Origin of the sequence: Herbaspirillum sp. SJZ099 (assembly GCF_007828355.1) — a bacterium.
GTDB lineage: Bacteria > Pseudomonadota > Gammaproteobacteria > Burkholderiales > Burkholderiaceae_D > Herbaspirillum.
In genome coordinates, this window is the sequence record NZ_VIUO01000006.1 from 219980 (window position 1) to 237072 (window position 17093).

At 62.3% G+C, this 17093-nt stretch carries 17 protein-coding genes and 1 tRNA gene; 3 read left to right on the top strand and 15 right to left on the bottom strand.

Going from position 1 to position 17093, the window contains the following annotated elements; all coding sequences use genetic code 11:
- Position 1: 1 nt before the first annotated feature.
- The 7 genes from flhB to FB597_RS14805 form a co-directional block, all read right to left on the bottom strand.
- Entirely contained in the window at positions 2–1174 is a 1173-nt protein-coding gene (flhB, locus tag FB597_RS14775; RefSeq protein WP_141915760.1) for a flagellar biosynthesis protein FlhB, read from the bottom strand.
- 365 nt (positions 1175–1539) lie between these two features.
- Positions 1540–2184, bottom strand: a complete 645-nt coding sequence (gene cheZ, locus FB597_RS14780) for a protein phosphatase CheZ (RefSeq protein WP_141915763.1) — start codon at positions 2182–2184, stop codon at positions 1540–1542.
- Positions 2177–2572 carry a chemotaxis response regulator CheY gene (gene cheY, locus FB597_RS14785; RefSeq protein ID WP_050466451.1) on the bottom strand — a complete coding sequence of 132 codons (396 nt, stop codon included), beginning with the start codon at positions 2570–2572 and terminating at the stop codon, positions 2177–2179. Before cheY ends, cheZ begins: the two co-directional genes overlap by 8 nt.
- A 183-nt stretch (positions 2573–2755) precedes the next feature.
- Positions 2756–3832 carry a chemotaxis response regulator protein-glutamate methylesterase gene (locus FB597_RS14790; protein WP_141915766.1) on the bottom strand — a complete coding sequence of 359 codons (1077 nt, stop codon included), beginning with the start codon at positions 3830–3832 and terminating at the stop codon, positions 2756–2758.
- A gap of 54 nt (positions 3833–3886) precedes the next feature.
- On the bottom strand, positions 3887–4492 hold the full coding sequence (cheD, locus tag FB597_RS14795) for a chemoreceptor glutamine deamidase CheD (protein WP_141915768.1): 606 nt from the start codon (positions 4490–4492) through the stop codon (positions 3887–3889).
- The gene (locus tag FB597_RS14800; RefSeq protein WP_141915771.1) at positions 4489–5358 is read right to left on the bottom strand and encodes a CheR family methyltransferase; all 870 of its coding nucleotides are present in this window, start codon (positions 5356–5358) and stop codon (positions 4489–4491) included. The genes cheD and FB597_RS14800 overlap by 4 nt, the downstream gene beginning before the upstream one ends.
- Before the next feature lie 194 nt (positions 5359–5552).
- Positions 5553–7166, bottom strand: a complete 1614-nt coding sequence (locus FB597_RS14805) for a methyl-accepting chemotaxis protein (protein ID WP_255517180.1) — start codon at positions 7164–7166, stop codon at positions 5553–5555.
- A 272-nt stretch (positions 7167–7438) separates the two neighbouring features.
- Here FB597_RS14805 and FB597_RS14810 point away from each other — a divergent pair, with 272 nt between their 5' ends.
- Both FB597_RS14810 and dmeF read left to right on the top strand, forming a co-directional pair.
- On the top strand, positions 7439–7714 hold the full coding sequence (locus FB597_RS14810; RefSeq protein WP_141915777.1) for a metal/formaldehyde-sensitive transcriptional repressor: 276 nt from the start codon (positions 7439–7441) through the stop codon (positions 7712–7714).
- 8 nt (positions 7715–7722) lie between these two features.
- A complete protein-coding gene (gene dmeF, locus FB597_RS14815; RefSeq protein WP_144769936.1) occupies positions 7723–8664 on the top strand; it encodes a CDF family Co(II)/Ni(II) efflux transporter DmeF in 942 nt (313 codons plus the stop codon).
- An 88-nt stretch (positions 8665–8752) separates the two neighbouring features.
- Here the strand turns inward: dmeF and FB597_RS20530 are convergent, their stop codons facing one another.
- The 5 genes from FB597_RS20530 to FB597_RS14840 all read right to left on the bottom strand — a co-directional run bounded on the left by FB597_RS20530 (position 8753) and on the right by FB597_RS14840 (position 11199).
- A complete protein-coding gene (locus FB597_RS20530) occupies positions 8753–8977 on the bottom strand; it encodes a hypothetical protein (protein WP_141915782.1) in 225 nt (74 codons plus the stop codon).
- Between the two features lie 278 nt (positions 8978–9255).
- A tRNA-Pro gene (locus FB597_RS14825) sits at positions 9256–9332 on the bottom strand.
- A 99-nt stretch (positions 9333–9431) separates the two neighbouring features.
- On the bottom strand, positions 9432–9698 hold the full coding sequence (locus tag FB597_RS14830) for a hypothetical protein (protein ID WP_141915785.1): 267 nt from the start codon (positions 9696–9698) through the stop codon (positions 9432–9434).
- 211 nt (positions 9699–9909) lie between these two features.
- Complete coding sequence (locus FB597_RS14835) at positions 9910–10698, bottom strand: hypothetical protein (RefSeq protein WP_255517181.1); 789 nt, start codon at positions 10696–10698, stop codon at positions 9910–9912.
- A 285-nt stretch (positions 10699–10983) separates the two neighbouring features.
- On the bottom strand, positions 10984–11199 hold the full coding sequence (locus FB597_RS14840; protein ID WP_144769937.1) for a hypothetical protein: 216 nt from the start codon (positions 11197–11199) through the stop codon (positions 10984–10986).
- 321 nt (positions 11200–11520) lie between these two features.
- Between FB597_RS14840 and FB597_RS14845 the strand changes: the two genes are divergently transcribed.
- Entirely contained in the window at positions 11521–12687 is a 1167-nt protein-coding gene (locus FB597_RS14845; protein WP_144769938.1) for a glycerate kinase, read from the top strand.
- Positions 12688–13104: 417 nt separating this feature from the next.
- Here FB597_RS14845 and FB597_RS14850 read toward each other — a convergent pair whose 3' ends face one another.
- The 3 genes from FB597_RS14850 to FB597_RS14860 all read right to left on the bottom strand — a co-directional run bounded on the left by FB597_RS14850 (position 13105) and on the right by FB597_RS14860 (position 17056).
- Positions 13105–14523, bottom strand: coding sequence for a mannose-1-phosphate guanylyltransferase/mannose-6-phosphate isomerase (locus FB597_RS14850; protein WP_144769939.1), 1419 nt, complete (start codon positions 14521–14523; stop codon positions 13105–13107).
- Positions 14524–14546: 23 nt separating this feature from the next.
- Positions 14547–15665, bottom strand: a complete 1119-nt coding sequence (locus FB597_RS14855) for a sugar phosphate nucleotidyltransferase (RefSeq protein WP_144769955.1) — start codon at positions 15663–15665, stop codon at positions 14547–14549.
- A 68-nt stretch (positions 15666–15733) separates the two neighbouring features.
- Entirely contained in the window at positions 15734–17056 is a 1323-nt protein-coding gene (locus FB597_RS14860) for a UDP-glucose/GDP-mannose dehydrogenase family protein (protein ID WP_144769940.1), read from the bottom strand.
- Positions 17057–17093 lie beyond the last annotated feature (37 nt).

A 17093-nucleotide genomic window follows, 5' to 3' on the forward strand; every position in this document is an offset into this window, starting at 1 on the left:
GTCATTGCATCGTTCTACGCCGCGCCGCCCGCGACTTGGTCGCCGTGGCCGGATCGAGTTCACTGGGCACCTGAAGCTCGGTCGGCTCGGTCGGCCGGTGGCCGCCAAACTGGCCGTAGGTGCGCAATTGGAAGACATAGGCCAGCACTTCGGCCACGGCGGTATAAAGGGCTTCCGGAATCTCGTCGCCGATTTCGGTATGGGTGTGCAGCGCACGCGCCAGCGGCGGCGCCTCCAGCAGCGGCACTTTGTGCTCGCGCGCCAGTTCGCGGATCTTGGCGGCGATGTCGTCGGCGCCCTTGGCCACCACCTTGGGCGCGCCCATCTTGCCCTCGGTGTATTTCAGCGCGACCGCGTAGTGGGTCGGGTTGGTCACCACGACGTCGGCGGTCGGCACCTCGGCCATCATCCGGCGGCGGGCCATGGCGCGCTGCATCGCGCGGATCTTGCCCTTGATATGCGGGTCGCCTTCGGCTTCCTTGTGTTCCTGCTTGACTTCCTGGCGCGTCATGCGCAGCTTCTTGCCGTAGTTCCAGATCTGGTACGGCACGTCCAGGATGGCGATGAAAATGAGCGACGACACGATGATGATGAAGCTGACCCACAGCAGGTGCGCCGAATGCTGGCTGCTGGTCTTGATCGACTCGACGCCCAGCCCCATCACCGCGTCGATCTGGCTCTTGATCGCCAGCCAGGCGATCGTGCCGACCAGCAAGGTCTTGAGCACGGCCTTGAGCAATTCGGCCAGCGAATTGAGGGAAAACATATTGGTGAAGCCCTTGACCGGGTTGAGCTTGCTGAATTTGGGGAGCAGCGACTCGGTGTTGAACAGCCAGCCCCCGAGAATCAACGGCGAAGCCACCGCGGCCAGGGTCATCAGGAATGCGATCGGGATGATGGCGATGGCGACATCGACGAAGTGCGCGCTGAGCATGTCGAACAGCACGATATGGTCATACGCCGCGGCGCGCTCGAAAGTGAAGGCGGCGACCATGATGCGGTCCAGGCTGGTCACCAGCGGCCCGCTGAACATCCATACGCAGCAACCGCCGATGAGCAGCAGCACGCACGTCGCCATTTCACGCGAACGTGGCACATCGCCCTGCTCACGAGCACGCTCAAGACGTTTGCTCGTGGCGGGCTCGGTCCGCTCCATGTCGCTGTCGTCGGCCATTTGCCGAATCCCCCTGCATAAACTGCATTCCCGATTGATAGACGGATTTCGAGAACGATAGCCAGAATTATTGGGGAGCCGGCATCGGTATCATCAGGGGAATAGGGGCAAAAAGGTCCCCCATTTCGGACTAGGCAAAAACACAAGTCTCTGCCTGTGGCAAAACGGATCGTATCGAAAAGGAAAGAAAAAAGGCTGGAACGACAACATCCGACCTGCTCCGGCCGGATTTTCGCCGGGAATGCCGCATCGCCAGGGATGCGCCCCGGCGCATCGTGCGTTTCGCGCGTTTCGCGCATTTCGCACGTCGCTGCATCCCGCAAGACCAGGCCATTGCCATTGCGACAACGGCCTGCCGCGCTTTCTCAGAAGCCCAGGCTTTCCAGCAGGTCGTCGACCTGCCCCTGGTTGGCGATCACATCCTTGCCGGCCGGGTCGATCTGAGGCCCGTTCAGGAGGCCGGTGTCTTCCTTCTTCGCCTCGCCGGGCGAATAATCCACCAGCAGTTGCACCAATTGCGACTCCAGATCGTGCGCCAATTGGGTGACGCGCTTGATCACCTGCCCGGTCAGGTCCTGGAAATCCTGGGCCATCATGATATCGAGCAATTGCTGCTTGGTGACGCTGCTGTCCTCGACTGCCTGGGCCAGGAATGCCGATGTCTTCGTTCCCAGCGCCAGATAACCCGCTTCGGACAGGCCCGATGCCCCCGCCGCATCCCACTGCGCCTTGAGTTCGGCGGCGCCATCCTTGATGCGCTCTTGCAGCGGGCTGGCCAGCTCGGTGGCCGTGAGTACGCGCTGCGCCGCCTGTTCGGTCATGCGCGCCACGTATTCGAGGCGGTCGCGCGCGTCCGGCATGTCGCTGGCGGCCCTTTCCAGCAAGCGGTCGAAACCCAGGCCGCGCAGGCTGTCGTGCAGGTTGCGCGTCATGTGCCCGATGCGGGAGAGTACCTCCTCGTTGAGCACGCCCGTGGCTGGGGCGTTTGCGTCCTCGCTCACCTCAGCCACCTGCGGCCATCTTTTCGAAAATCTTGGCCAGCTTCTCGTCCAGCGTCGCCGCGGTGAAGGGCTTGACCACGTAGCCGTTGGCGCCGGCCTGGGCGGCGGCCACGATGTTTTCCTTCTTGGCTTCGGCCGTGACCATCAACACCGGCAGCTTGGACAGCGACGGGTCCTTGCGGATTTCCTGCAGCATGGTCAGGCCGTCCATGTTGGGCATGTTCCAGTCGGAGACGACGAAGTCGAATTGGTCGCTGCGCAACTTTTGCAGCGCCTGCACGCCATCCTCGGCCTCGTCCACGTTGGTGTAGCCCAATTCCTTGAGCAGGTTGCGCACGATGCGGCGCATGGTCGAAAAGTCATCGACGACTAAGAACTTGGTATTGGGACCCGACATGCTAAGACTCCATCTGATCAATTGATTTCTTGGTTAACGGCAAGCCCGCATGCGAACTTGAACCGTCCCGCTTTCTTATTCCGTACGCACGCGACATTCCGTCCATGCGCCCCTCTTCTGCGCCACGGCATTGTAGTGCAGCAACCACGAAAATGGCAGTGGAATCGGCGCTGCCGCCGTGTTTTATACGCGCAACGCCCGGCTGCCGTGCTCGGCCAGCCATGCCAGCACCCTGCCCGGCATCGCCTGCAGCGACAGCACCTCGTGCGCGGCGCCGATTGCGATGGCTTCGCGCGGCATGCCGAACACCACGCAGGAGGCTTCATCCTGGGCGAAATTGTAGGCGCCGGCCCCCTTCATCTCCAGCATGCCCTGGGCGCCGTCCTTGCCCATGCCGGTCAGGATCACGCCGACGGCGTTCTTGCCGGCGCAGGCCGCGGCCGACTGGAACAGCACATCCACCGATGGCCGGTGGCGGTTGACCGGCGGCCCCTGGTCGAGCTGGGTCATGTAGTTGGCGCCGCTGCGCACCAGCTTCAGGTGCGAGTGGCCGGGGGCGATGTAGGCATGGCCGGGCAGTACGCGTTCGTTGCCGGCCGATTCGGTCACCGATATCTTGCACAGGTTGTTGAGGCGCTGCGCAAAGGAACGGGTAAAGCCTTCCGGCATGTGCTGGGTGATCAGGATGCCGGGGCAGTCCGAGGGCATGCGGATGAGGAACTCCTTGATGGCTTCGGTGCCGCCGGTGGAAGCGCCGATGATGATCAGCTTTTCGCTGCTGGTGAGCGGATTGCGGATCTGCGGCAAGGCCTCGCCCGGCACATGCCCCTGCTCGGCCGCGCGCGGCGCGCGGGCCTTTACCCGCGCCTTGGAGGCGGCCCGGATCTTGTCGGCAATCATGTCGGCATATTCCTGCATGCCGCTCTGGATCGATATCTTGGGCTTGGTGACGAAATCGATCGCCCCCAGTTCGAGCGCGCGCAAGGTGATTTCCGAGCCGCGCTCGGTCAGCGAAGACACCATCACCACCGGCATGGGGCGCAGGCGCATCAGCTTTTCCAGGAAATCCAGGCCGTCCATGCGCGGCATTTCGACGTCCAGCGTCAGCACGTCCGGGTTGGTCTGCTTGATCAGTTCGCGGGCAATGATCGGGTCGGGCGCCACGCCTACCACTTCCATGTCCGGCTGGCTGCCGATAATTTCACGCATCACGCTGCGAATCAGCGCGGAGTCGTCAACGATGAGTACTTTTATTTTCATAACCATGCTTTCCGTATTGCTTGCCGCGCCTGCCTGCTGCAGGGGCGGCCACGCTCAGAACAGGTCGACTTCGCCGCCCACCGGCTTGGTAACCAGTTTGCTTGCATAAGCCTTTTCCCGCACCGCCAGCGTATCGTTGTGCAGTTGCTTCAGTTTCTTGACCAGGACCTTGCCGGTTCGCGGAAAAAAATACACCTTGCGCGGCCAGATGTCGTTCAGGTCCTCGGCCACGACGCGGATGCTTTCCGCCTTGAGATAGCGCCGGACGAATTCGGCATTGCGTTCGCCGACGTTGATGGCGGAAAACCCGCGCAGCACATTGCCGCCGCCGAACACCTTGGCCTCCAGGTTATCGCGGCGCGCGCCGGCCTTGAGCACGTCGTTGATCAGGATTTCCATGGCATAGGTGCCGTAGCGCGCCGATGCCGACACCGGGCTGCCGTCATCGCCGCCGCCGTCTGGCAGCATGAAGTGGTTCATGCCGCCGATGCCCGATACCCGGTCGCGGATACAGGCCGAGACGCAAGACCCCAGGACCGTGACGATCATCATGTCCTTATGGGTAAAGTAATACTCCCCCGGCAGGATCTTCGCCGCATCGCAGTCGAACGTGCGATCGTAGTAAAGGTTGGTGGCAAACTGCTCGGGTGCTTGACTCATGTCTTGTTCCTTGCGCCACGCTGCGCCGCATTCAGTTCGTAGACCGTCTTCCCCTTGAGTTTGAGGGCGTCGGAAACGTACAGGAAGTTTTCCGAATGCCCGGCAAACAGCAAGGCATGGGGTTTCATCAGGGGCACGAATCGCGACAAGATCTTGCTCTGGGTCGGCTTGTCGAAGTAAATCATCACGTTGCGGCAGAAGATGACGTCGAACTGGCCGCTGATCGGCCAGCCGTCTGCCAGCAGGTTCAATTGCTTGAAGGTGATCAGCTTGCGCAACTCCGGCCGCACGCGCACATAGCCCTCATGGTTGCCCTTGCCGCGCAGGAAGAACTTTTTCACCCGCTCCGGCGCCAGCTTCTCGATGCGCTCCATCGGATAAATGCCATTGGCGCCGGTCGCCAATACATTGGTATCGATGTCGGTCGCGATGATCTGCACCGGCGGCGTCAGCGTTCCATAAGCCTCGCACACCGTCATGGCAATGGTATAGGGTTCCTCGCCGGTCGATGCCGCCGAGCACCAGATGGAAGCGGGCTCCTTTAGCGTCTTGACAAAATCGGCGAGAATCGGGAAATGGTGCGACTCCCGGAAAAATGAAGTCAGGTTGGTGGTCAGCGCATTGGTAAATGCCTCCCACTCATCGGAATCATGGGTACGCTCGAGCATATCGAGGTACTGATTGAACGAGGTGATGCCGGTCGCGCGCAGGCGGCGCGCCAGGCGGCTGTAGACCATCTCCTGCTTGCTGTCGGCCAAGGCGATGCCCGCACGCTGGTAGATAAGTCCCCTGACACGCTCGAAATCGCGGCCGGTGAAATCGAACTCCTTCCCGGTCTCCCCCTTGCTTGGCACAGTAGGCTTCACTGATTTTCCTTCTCTGGCACATCGCGCCAACGGCGCGAATGCATATGATTTCTGCTTTCCCTGCTCCTCGCGGGCGGGGTTCCCCCTTGTCGAATAATCTATCAGTCGCTGAACGGGGTCAAGCGAATCAACCTTGGAAATGAAGCGGAATTACCCCCCTATTGCGCCACGTCAAGCAGGCTTGCCAAGCCGGCCTACGCTTTTGCGATACCGGGGCGGCCGGCTGGCTGCGCCCTGGCCGCCGCCGCGGACGGCGCCGGCGCATGGCTTGAACGGTAGCCGACACGGAAACCGCCCCAGTGTTTGCCGTTGACATAGATCGGCACCGACAGGTCGTGCATCACCTCCCCGGTATCGCGCTTATACGTTTGCAACAGGAAAGGCTTGGTATTTGCGCCGCAACGCTTGCCGGTGCGGTCGCTGAAGATGCGCTTGGTCCGGTTGTTGACCAGATCGACGTCATAGTTGCCCGTCAACGGCTGCGAAAACTTCTTGTTATGCGTGGGGAAATAGCCGTTATTGTCGACCGCGCCGGCATACGCCAGTTGTGGCATCCGCTCAAGCAGGGCCTCCTGGATCTGCGGCAGCACACGGTCGGTAAAACCGTCGAACAGCGTCGCATGTTTTTGCGGCGAGGTATTCGGGATAGGCTTGTAAGTGCGGTCGAACAGCGCCGCTTCGGTGATGCGCCCAGCGGCGATCGACTCCTCAAACAGCCGGCCGACCCGATGCGCGCCTTCGGCCGCCGCCGCGCGGATCGCATCGTGCGCCGTGCCCGCGCCGCTTTCGGCGATCGCCTCGAACACGATTTCGGCGCGCTCCGACAAGGCCATCGCCGACGCCGCCACGCGCGGCAGTTCGGCGTCGGTCTGCAGCATTCCGTTGCGAATGGCCGATATGGATTCGGCGATGTTTTGCGTGGTCTGCACATGTTCGCGCGAAGCCAGGGCGATCTCCTCGATCTGCTCTTGGGACTGGCTGGCCGAACGCTCGATGCCATTGAGCAGCGCATGCACCTTCTCGACATTCTGGGCCGCTTCCAGCACGCGGCCGCTGAGCGCATTCATGCCCGATGCGGCACGCTCGGCCTCTTCATTGATGGCGCGCACCATCACGCCGATATCGTCCGTGGCCTCCTTGGTGCGTTGCGCCAGCTGGCGCACCTCTCCGGCCACCACGGCAAACCCGCGGCCCTGCTCTCCCGCGCGCGCGGCCTCGATGGCGGCATTGAGCGCCAGCAGATTGGTGCGGGCCGCAATCTCGCTGATGACTTCGGTGATGCCATGGATGCGGCGCGATTTTTCCTGCAGCTGAGCCATCATGCCGGAAGCCGCCTGCGCATCGGTGCGCGCCTGGCCGATCTGCTGCAAGCCGTGGTCGACCTCGGTGCGGCCGCTGATGCTTTCCGAACGCACCTTGGAGGCGATGGCCGAAGCGCGTTCGGCATTGACGGCAATCTGTTCGGTGCTGGCCGCGCTTTGCTCGGCACTGGCCGCGATGTTATTGGCCGCGTCGACGTCCTTGCTGATCTTGCCCTTGATGGAATCGACGAAGAAGGAGGTTTCGGCGGCGCCGATCATGATGTGGTCGATCTCGTTGCCGACCTTCTCGACCAGTTGCGCGCCGCCCGGATTGCGCCGGCGTTGCGCCAGGGCGGAGCACGCCAGCGCGGCCAGCACCGCCAGGCAAGCCGGTAAGGGCGCGCCCAGCGCCGCGCCGGCATGCAACGCCTCCAGCGCGAAAGCCAGGCCGACTCCTGCCAGCACGCCAACTACCCAGGGCAACAGCCTGATGCTCCAAGCCCTCATGCAACCCTTGGAGTTTGCCTTCAACTTTGCCATCGCTTGTCTCCCTGCGGATATTCCGCTTATCAGCGCCTGCTTCAAGGCAGGCATGGCTGCGTGCATAAAGAGCCGCATTGTCCACAATGTAGAGCGGATAACTTACGCATAGCTTATGAACGCACATCTGTTCGCCTGTTTTCCGTGCGGGATTGTCTCAATGACATCGCCCGCCGGAAGCGGCACAAACGCCGGATATGGCGATACAATCCGCCTCATATAGGATAGGGGGGTATGGTATGAGCCACATTGCGCAGCACAAGAACCAGCTGCTCAAGCGCGTGCGCCGCATCGGCGGCCAGTTGCAAGCCTTGGATCGCGCGCTGGAAGCCGATGCCGATTGCAGCAAAACCTTGCATCTGGCGGCCGCCATCCGGGGCGCGCTCAACGGCCTGATGGATGAATTGATCCAGGCCCATGCGCGCGAACATGTCGCCCGCCCCGGCCTGTCCGACCATGAACGCAGCCAGGGATTGGAAGAAGTACTGCAGGCAATTCGCCGCTATTCAAAATAGGAACGCCTATGCAACCGACCTCCTCCGCGCATGAACACATCTACCTCGGCGCCGACCATGACCGCAATACCAGACGCACGCTGTGGGTCGTCCTGCTGACTGCCGCGATGATGGCGGCGGAAATCATCGCCGGCTACCTCACCGGATCGATGGCGCTGCTGGCCGATGGCTTTCACATGGCCACCCATGCCGGGGCGCTGGCGATCTCGGTTGGCGCCTATGTGTTCGCGCGACGCCATGCGCGCGATACGCGCTTTAGCTTCGGCACCGGCAAGGTCGGCGACCTGGCCGGCTTTGCCTCGGCCCTGGCGCTGGCCGGGGTATCCATCGGCATCGGCGCCGAATCCCTCTGGCGGCTTGCGCGGCCGACCGCGGTGCAGTTCGGCGAAGCCATCGCCATCGCTGCCATCGGCCTGGCAGTCAACATCGCCAGCGCGCTGCTGCTGGCCAGGCACGGACACGGGCACGCGCATCATGGCGATGAGCATGCGCACCAGCACTCCCACGGCGGCGACCATCGCCATGCCGATGATGGCCATGACAACAATCTGCGCTCGGCCTATATCCATGTCCTGGCCGATGCGCTGACCTCGGTGCTGGCCATCGGCGCCTTGCTGGCCGGCCTTTACCTGGGCTGGACCTGGCTCGACCCGCTGATGGGGGTGGTGGGTGCGGCGGTGATCGCGCGCTGGTCTTATTCGCTGCTGCGCGAAACTTCCGCCGTATTGCTCGACGTCACCGACGACCGCCTTGCGCGCCGGATCCGCCATGCGCTCGACGGCGACGGAACCCGCATCGACGATTTGCATGTATGGCGCATCGGCCCGGCCGCGCACGCGGCCATCGTCAGCGTCTCAGCTCCGGCGCGCGTCAGCCAAACCGCCTTGCGCGAAAAACTGGCGGCGATCGCCGAACTGAAACACCTCACGCTGGAACACCGGATTGCATGAAACCGACGTCATGACGGCAAGACCATAAAAAAACAGCGGATCGACCGCTGTTTTTTTTACGTCACTGCCACTGGCCGGGCTTGCAGCCTCAACGCCACCCCCGATGCCAGCCATACTGCGGGTGATGCCAGCCCCAGCCATAATGGGCATGGTATTCCCAGACATAACCGGGCCCTGGCGATACATAGGTGGGTTCAACGTAGACCACTCCGGGAGGCGCGACATAAGCCGGCCGCACCGTAGGTGGCGTCACCACGCAGCCACCCAGGACGAGTGTTGCGGCAACAGCCGGAATCAATAAATGGATTTTCATTCTTGCGCTCCTGATCTTGTTTGGCGAATTGTTCCCCGGAGGATCGAAAGTCGCCCCCGGATCTCCACATGCCGTTCGTGGTGATCAGATAACGCCCGAAGCAAGCGCGATGTAGACCTGAAATTGTGTATTTGTGTAACGCCCGGGCCGGCCTCGCCCGCCTAAAATCCCGGACGCCGGGAGCGGAAGCAGCGGCGGTCACATGAAAAAAAACCGCCGCCAGAACAAGTTCTGACGGCGGTTTTCTTTGTCCGCATCAACTGCGAACGCTTGTTTTTTGGTCGGGACGGAGTGATTCGAACACTCGACCCCTTGCACCCCATGCAAGTACGCTACCAGGCTGCGCTACGCCCCGACTGAGCTCGCAATTATAACAGGACATGTGTTTTTTGCTCAACTATTTCTCGGCGCCATCAATATTCTCGCCGGCGCCGCTGGAAATCCGGAGCAACACTCATCCCAGGCGCCAGTTACTGCGCGAACGGGCCTTGGAGCGGATGATATGCATTTCCTCATCCGCCGGCTCATCACCCTGGCCTTGTGGCGTCCGGCGGAACACATCCCTGCCGGCGCGCGTCAGGTTGAACGCGCCGCCGAGGTTGGGAATGCCCAGTCCCTTGGAGATGACGCTCTTGACGATGCGCGGCGGGACGATGCGAAATTCGCCCTTGAATACGCTGTACATCCAGCGCAATTCTTCACCGGTCAATTCGATGTCCATTGGAATGCCCATTTGCCATGCAGAAACAATATGCATCCTAGCACGAAATATTTTGATTTTCCGCACGGAAATCTTATTCCATGCCAAATCCCCGGCAACGCCTGACTGGGCATCAATAGATCAATAGATCAATGGAACGTTGGAATTCCGCGGGAATTTTCCATGAAGGCATGTCAGGAAGGCAATCCAACCCGATGCCGCCGCAACGGCATCAGCCGCCGGTACCGAAGAATTCCTTCAACAGGAAGGCCTGCAACCCCTTGGTGTCGCTCTGGCGGGCCGACAGCACCACTATCCGTCCCAAACGTTGCGAATCCCAGTTGAAATCGCCGGAATAGTATTTCCGGATCAGCGCAATCATGCTGTCCACCACCGCCAGTTCGACATTGCCGCCCGGGCCGGCATCGACCTCGATCAATTGCCTCTGGCTGCGCCGCTGGTCGCTGGTCCAGCCGCGGAAAGAATACTGGGCCACGCGGGGCCCCTTGCTGACGATCTCGAATACGCCGTTGGTGCCGCGTCCGCGCTGCTCCTGGAACGCGATATTGGCCTTTGCGATGTCATTGGCGGAGGGATTTTCCGCCGCACGCGCAGCCGCGTTCTCCCGCGCCGCGGCATCTTCCAGCGCTTGCCGGCGCTCGCGGTTACGATTGATCATGGAACTGAAGTCCATCTCCGGCGATGCTTGCGTCACCGGCGGCACGGTTCCCTCGGGAGCGACCGGCGCCGGCGCGGCCCGCGCCGTTTCGGTCTTGCGGGGAGCGGCGGCGCTGCGTTCGGGCGGCGCCTTGGCCGCCTGTTTCTTCGGCGGCGCCGGGGTTTTCGGGGGAGGAGGAGGAGCCGCCGGTTCGGGCCGGGGCGGCGGCGGCTTGATAAAGGTCACTTGCAGCGGCGCATCCGGCTTGCCGGAAGTTTCGACGCGGGGCGGCTCGCTCAGCTTGGCCCGCAACACCATGAACATGCCGGCGTGGATCAGTACCGACAGCACGAGGCCCAGCACGGTTCGGCGTCGTGCTCGGGAAACAATGTCTGATCGGGTGAACGAACTGAAAAAACTCATACCGTACGGCAGCGGTTCCTGATATTCAGCGCAATGGAGGAAAAAGAGGCAACAGCACCGACAGCTACCGCAGCGCCCCACGCGCCGTCAGCCATGTGCCATGTCGAGGACGCGATATTTTAACGGTTTTGTACGCCTCGACGCGCCCGGGTTCCATGCTTTTTTCAACGCCGAAACCGCAGGATGCCGCCATCGCGGCGATCCTGCCATACCTTGAACCGCCCTTTAGTGGCGCCAATGCCCCCGGCCGCCGCCCCATCCGCCACCGTAGCCGAAGTAAATCGAGGTCGACGGATAGGAATAATAGGGATAAGGGGCCGCATATACCGGCTGCGCCGGATAGGCCACCGGCCCTCCGTAATAAGGATCGTATGGCACCGCCACGCAGCCGCTCAGCAGCAACACTGCGGGCGCCGCAAGCAGATACAGAAAACGCTTCATGGTTGTTGCTCCTCCGGCGCGCAAGGCCGGTAATGGATTGAATATGCCGCAGCCGCGCGCGCGCATCCACCGCCCTTACCTTTTGTTACGCGCCGCGTGCGCCGTCCAGCCTTGCCCGCGGGAAACCTGCGTCAACCTTCTCTAGTCCCTATACTTTCGCTTCAATAACCGGATAAAGCTCTGCTTATATAATTGCCGGGTTGCAGCGTGCTCCCATCAAGGATCCCGTTGCGACTCGCACCCAGAACAAGCAGAGAGACTCCCGCAATCCCTGGCAACCGCACGGCAATGCCGCCACGGCGCCTTTTCCAAACCATATCCATGACCAACACCAGCACATCGCCACGCCCGCCCATCGTCGTCATCGCCCCCGACTCCTTCAAAGGCTCGCTGAGCGCTGAAGAAGTCGCCGCCGCCATCGGCACCGGCATACAAGCCGCCATTCCCGGCGCGCAGATACGCCTGCGGCCGATCGCCGACGGCGGCGAAGGCACGCTGGATGCGCTGATGCATGCCGGCGGCGAGCGCCTTGCCCTGGCCTGCCGCAACGCTGCCGGGCAACTCGCCGACTGTCCGGTCGGCATCCTCAAGGACGGCAGCGCGGTGATCGAATCGGCCGCCATCGTCGGCCTGACCGATGCCGCCGGCATCGCCGTGCCGGTGGAACAGCGCAGTACCCTGGGCGTGGGCGACGCCATGCTCAAGCTGCTGGATCGCGGCGCACGCCATTTCCTGGTCGGACTGGGCGGCAGCAGCACCAATGACGGCGGCGCCGGCCTGCTGTGCGCGCTCGGCCTGAAGCTCTACGATGCGGCCGGCGAAGCCGTACCGCCGCTGCCCGCGCAATTGCACAAGGTGACGCGCATCGACGCCTCCGGCATCGACGCCCGCATCAGGGACGCCAGGATCGTGGCCATGTCCGACGTCAACAATCCCCTGTGCGGCGATGAGGGCGCCACCGCGGTATTCGGCCCGCAAAAAGGCGTCACGCCCGAACAAGTCGGATTGCTGGACCGTTCGCTGGCCCACTTCGCCGCAGTGCTGGAAAAGGAACTGGGACATTCCGCTTGCGGCAAACCCGGCGCCGGCGCGGCGGGCGGGCTGGGTTACGCATTGCTGATGCTGGGGGCGGAGTTCCGCTCCGGCGCCGAAACGGTGGCCGACCATATCGACCTGGACGGGGCGCTGGCCGGCGCCGACTGGCTCATCACCGGCGAAGGGCGCAGCGACGCGCAAACCTTGCATGGCAAGGCCCCCTTCATCGCCAGCCAACGGGCGCGCCGCGCCGGCGTGCCAACCACGCTGCTCTCCGGCGGCATCGACCGCAAATCGCTGGGCGAACTGCAAGGCAGCTTCTCGGGTTGCTTCTCCATCGTATTCGGCCCCGGCAGCTTGCAAGATGCCATCGCCGACGCGCCTGATTTGCTGCGCAGCAGCGCGGAACAAATGGCGCGGCTATGGCACACCGCCGCCGGCGCCAAGAAATAAGCACTAGCAAGCGCCAGCCGGCCCGGCACGCAAACTTTTCCACAGGCGGCATCCCCTGCCGCTTCTACCAAAGTTGTTCACACAATTCGGGGACAGGCCTGTGGAAAAGCTGAGGAAAACTCATCCAAGCCATTGATTGAAAACCGTTTTCCAAAAACGGTGCAAAGGCGTGCAACGCGCCTGCTTTTTCATCTTGCACCGTAGAAAAAGACCTTCCGGCCAACGCATTGCAGCATTTCCCGCGTTTCATCTTCGTTGGTCGCCGCGCGCTCCCACTTATCCCCGGAAAATGGGGGCAAGCCTGTGGAAAACCCTGGGAAGAGCGGCTTAAGCCATTGATATAAATAATTTTTCTTATTCTGCACGCAGTGAATGCATGGCATGCATTCACTGCCGCAGTCGTCCCGGTAACGATTGCTAGACGCGCTTGTAGATGTCCTCAAAGCGCACGATGTCGTCTTCGCCGAGATAACTTCCCGACTGCACCTCAATCAAGTGCAGCGGCAGCTTGCCCGGGTTCTCCAGGCGGTGCGTCACGCCGATGGGCAGATAGATCGATTCGTTCTCGCTCAGCAGCTTGACCTCCTCCCCGCGCGTCACCAGGGCGGTGCCGCTGACCACCACCCAGTGTTCGGCGCGGTGGTGGTGCATCTGCAGCGAGAGCTTTTCGCCCGGCTTGACGATGATGCGCTTGACCTGGAAACGCTCGCCCTCGGCGACGCTCTCATAGCTGCCCCACGGACGGAATACGCGCTTGTGATGGAGGTGTTCGCTGCGCCCCGATGATTTCAGGGCATCGACGATCTTCTTGACGTCCTGCACCTTGTCCTTGTGCGCGACCAGCACCGCGTCGTCGGTTTCGACGATGATCAGGTTCTCGACGCCCAAGGCCGCCACCATGCGGCTCTCGGCGCGCACCAAGGTATCCGAGACATCCTGCAGCAGCACGTCGCCGCGCGCCACGTTGCCATTGGCATCGCTTTCCTGCACCGCCCACAAGGCGCTCCATGAGCCGACATCGCTCCAGCCGATATCGGCCAGCACCACCACCGCCTTGCGGGTCTTTTCCATGACCGCGTAATCGATCGATTCGGCAGGCGTGGCCTCGAAGCTGGCCTGCTCCAGGCGGCAGAAATCGAGATCATCATAACCGTTGGCGACCGCTTGCCCGACCGGCGCAGCAATGTCCGGGCGGTGCGTGTTCAGCTCTTCCAGATAATCGGCGGCCTTGAAGAGGAACATGCCGCTGTTCCAGGAATAGTTGCCTTCTTCAAGGAATACCTTGGCGGTGGCGAGATCCGGCTTTTCGACGAACTTGTCCACCACAAAGGCATTGCCGACGCCGGCAACCGGCTTGCCGCGGCGGATATAGCCGTAACCGGTCTCGGGCGCCGAGGGCAAGATGCCGAACGTCGCCAGCGCGCCGCCGGCGACCGCTTCGGACGCGCGCGACACGGCATCCCTGAAGGCGTCCACATCATCGATCACATGATCGGCCGGCAGCACCAGCATGACCGCCTCCGGGTCGCGCCTGGCCAGCAGATGGGCCGCGGCCGCCACCGCCGGAGCGGTGTTTCGCCCCACCGGCTCGAGCATGATCGCCAGCGGCTTGACGCCGATCTCGCGCATCTGCTCGGCCACCATGAAGCGATGGTCGTTGCCGCACACGAACAAGGGCGGCATGATCTGCGGCCAGCTGTTCACGCGGGCCACCGTGTCTTGCAACATGGTGCGCTGGCCCACGACCGAGATCAGCTGCTTGGGCAACGCCGCGCGCGACAGAGGCCACAAACGGGTGCCGGAACCGCCGGAAAGGATGACGGGATAAATTTTCATGGTTTCCTCGCAAATCAGGTGTTTCAGGCTTGTTTTCGTGGCTTGACGCGCCGGTCCCGGGCGTCATTCCAATGGTTGTCGGCGTATTCGGAAATATGCTTCATGTCGCCCTCGCGCGTCACGCTGTATTGGCCGCAAACGACCGATTCTTCCACCTTGGTGCCAGGCGCGGTGCGAGTGTACTCGAACAACACGCTCCTGACGATCCCGGATCCCGCGCAAATGTGGCTGCCATGGCCGATCCAGGAAGGGCCGACGATCTTGCAGCCGGCTTCGACATGGGTGCCGGCGCCAATATACACCGGCCCTTCGATGGTCGTGCCCTCCCAATCGATGCGGGTATTCAGGCCGACCCACAAGCCTTGCCGCACCTGCGTTCCAGGCACATACATCTGCGCCACCTTGCCGCTGAGCACGCCTTGCAGCACGGCCCAGAAATCGGTGACGTTGCCGATGTCGATCCAGTTGAAAAAGCGCTTCTGCGCGAAAAACGGCAGTTTCTTCTCCACCAGCAACGGGAACAGGTCCGAGCCGATGTCGAACACGGTATCGCGCGGGATCAGCGCCAGCACTTCCGGTTCCATGATGTAGATGCCGGTGCTGGCCAGGTTGGACAAGGCCTCTTCGCGTTTAGGCTTTTCCTGGAAGGACTGCACGCGGCCATCCTGGTCGGCCACCACCACGCCGTAGCTGGAAACCTGTTCCAGCGGCACCTCCCTGGTGATCACGCTGACCATTGCGCCCTTGCTGCGGTGTTCGAACAGCGCGGACTGAATATCCAGGTCGATCAGCGCATCGCCGCAGATGACCAGGGTGGTCTCGTCGAAGAAACCGCCGAATTCCTGGATCTTCTTCATGCCGCCGGCGGAACCGATGGGATGGGGATGCACCGTGCCGGCATCGTCCACGTAGCCCTCAAAGGAATAACCGATGCGCGCGCCGAAGCGCTGGCCATCGCCGAAGTAATCTTCGATCTTTTCGTGCAGGTAGCTGACATTGACCATGATGTCATGGATGCCATACTTCACCAGGTGCTCGACCAGGTATTCCATCACCGGCTTGCCCAGGATGGGAATCATCGGTTTGGGCAACTCGTAGGTCAGCGGCCTTACCCGCGTTCCCTTGCCTGCCGCCAGAATCATCGCTTTCATAGTGTCCTCATGCTGGTTGAATTCGGTCTTTAACGCCATGCCGGAAGCGGCAAGGGAGATCAGCGGCGGCCAATGGCGAAGTATTCGAAATCCTTCCTGCGCAGTTGCTCCGGCGAATAGAGATTGCGGCCGTCGAAGATCACCGGATGCTTCAGCGCCTGCCTGATGGCGTCGAAGTTGGGCGCACGGAATTCCTTCCACTCGGTCACGATGACCAGGGCATCGGCGCCGGCCACGGCGCCCGACGGCGAATCGGCATAGGCCAGGCGGTCGTCGTTGCCGTAGATGCGGCGCGCCTCGTTCATCGCCACCGGGTCGTAGGCGCGCACGACGGCGCCCATTTCCCACAGGCCTTCGATCACCACGCGACTCGATGCCGCGCGCATGTCGTCGGTATTGGGCTTGAACGCCAGGCCCCACAGCGCAAAGGTCATGCCGCGCAGGTCCGAACCGAAACGGCTGCGGATCTTGTTGAGCAGCACATGCTTCTGGTCGTCGTTGGCGTCTTCCACCGCGCGCAGCACCTTCAGACCGATGCCGTTTTCATCGGCGGTACTGATCAGCGCCTGCACATCCTTGGGAAAGCAGGAGCCGCCATAGCCGCAGCCGGGGTAAAGGAAATGGAAGCCGATGCGCGGATCCGAACCGATGCCCACCCGGATCTGTTCGATGTCGGCCCCCAGCTTGTCGGCCAGGTTGGCCAGTTCGTTCATGAACGAGATGCGGGTCGCCAGCATGGCGTTGGCGGCGTACTTGGTCAGTTCGGCCGAACGCACATCCATGACGATCACGCGGTCATGGTTGCGGATGAACGGCGCGTACAGGTCGCGCATGGCGGTGACGGCGCGCTGGTCGTCGGCGCCGATGACGATGCGGTCCGGCCGCATGAAATCTTCCACCGCCGCGCCCTCCTTGAGGAACTCGGGATTGGAGACCACCGCGAACTCCTGCTGCACGCCGCGCGCTGCCAGCTCGGCGCCGATCGCCTCGCGCACCTTATCGGCGGTGCCCACCGGCACGGTCGACTTGTCGATGACCACTTTGTAGCCGGTCATGTACTTGCCGATGTTGCGCGCCGCCGCCAGCACGTATTGCAAGTCGGCCGAACCGTCCTCGTCGGGCGGCGTGCCGACCGCGATGAACTGCAGCTCGCCGAACGCCACGCTCTCCTCGATGCTGGTGGTGAAGTTCAGGCGGTTGGCGGCCTTGTTTCGCTGCACCATGTCCTGCAGGCCGGGCTCATGGATCGGGATGCCGCCCTCGTTGAGCACCTTGATCTTGTTCGCGTCCAGGTCCAGGCACAAGACATCGTTGCCCATTTCCGCCAGGCAGGTGCCTGTGACCAGGCCGACGTAGCCGGTGCCGATAACTGTAATTTTCATAGCGCGCTTTCCTCGGGAAGTATGCAAAAAAAAGAAA